1 protein-coding gene and 1 pseudogene are annotated in these 1,339 nt (G+C 41.2%); one reads left to right on the forward strand and one right to left on the reverse strand.

Annotated elements, in window-relative coordinates:
* Positions 1-499, forward strand: a pseudogene (locus tag RJ60_RS15895) (RNA-dependent DNA polymerase); the annotation flags it as partial.
* A gap of 420 nt (positions 500-919) precedes the next feature.
* On the opposite strand, the gene RJ60_RS15105 reads toward RJ60_RS15895, so the two are convergent.
* Positions 920-1,339, reverse strand: a 420-nt coding sequence (locus RJ60_RS15105) for a hypothetical protein (RefSeq protein WP_219725918.1), incomplete at its 5' end; no start/stop codon positions are given.

Raw genomic sequence — 1,339 nt, forward strand, 5'->3', positions numbered from 1 at the left:
CAATCTGATTCAGCCCTTGAAAGCTGTGAAGGTCTCAACAGTTTTAGGTGAATATGATAAGGCTTTTATCAGCTCAGTACTTCAAGTTCGTAGGTACCTGTATGGTGATGTAACAGAATTGGCTTTACGTAGATATCAGCTCGGACATTCCGGTCGACTCAGGTTCAGAGGTTTAATGAGTTATTTCCCGCTAGTAGATAACATAGAGCAGTTGAAAGAACTTGATAGATGGATGGCGAATGCTTTCGTAAATGCATTGCACAAGAGAGAGAAGAATTTCGAGGACGAAGGTATACTTGTCTCAAAAGTATTCCCATATCCAGTCGATTTTCAGACATTCATCCGAAAGTGTGAAATCAAGTCTGTGGCTGGAAGGAAGGGATTCGCAAAGATTCCAAGTTTTCTTCGAATTAGAAATGCATATAAGAAAGGAATAGAAAACCAGGGCATAGAAAGCGTTGCAAACCCTAAGACTGTCTACTATAATTATGAGCTATGAAGTATAGATTTAGGTGTGCTTGCCAGAACTGAAAAGGGATGCCTAAAGGTTTCCTTCAAGCAGATCAGAGAAATCCGTATTCCTTGAGTCTCTAGTTCTTCATTGTTCGTTCTCCATATTAGGCGCAATAAAATGATATGGTTCGCAACTGCATTAACTACCAAATTCTCAATTGAAACTTTGTGTTCCTTTCACTGCCTTCGTCTACGCTTGCAGGAAAGTGGAGCTTCAAGCTCCTTTTCAATAACGATAACAATCTCCCGCGCAAACAACTACTTTCCAGAAAAGTGTTTGCAGTATTCTTCTCAAAACCATCCTCATCTCATCTGACATACCAAGAAACTCTCTCCAGCCTGCCGGACTCCAGTTAATAAACAGAAATGTAAGCAAAAAAGGCGACTGACAAGTCTTCTAATGTCCCTATTTGTTAGCAGTGAGCGAGAAGTATTGGTCGTCCCATGAATCATCCAGCTCGATAATATGTACATGCGGTACCGCACCACGAATATCTTGCTTGATTGAGCCATTTTCAAACATCTTCCTGATCTCCACATAACCACTGTAAGCCGTATCAAAGTCTCCTGTAACTGTAATCGAAAGAGTTCTGTTGGAAGTTTTCTTTTCACTTGTGTGGATTCTTGCCTCGAGAGAGGTTTCAGGATTCTCATCCTCGTTCCAAATTCCGATCCGGTTGCTCTTCGCGTAGTGCTTAGCCTGTTCCATGAATTCATGAAGCCTTCCTTTAACGTTAGTTTCAGGAACATAATTGCAGAGTCCATTCATGACCAGAAGGAGATTAGCAGATATCAAAACCTCCGTACCTTCAAGTTCGTAAGGAAA

The sequence above is a fragment of the Mesotoga sp. B105.6.4 genome (assembly GCF_002896535.1).
Classification (GTDB): Bacteria; Thermotogota; Thermotogae; order Petrotogales; family Kosmotogaceae; genus Mesotoga.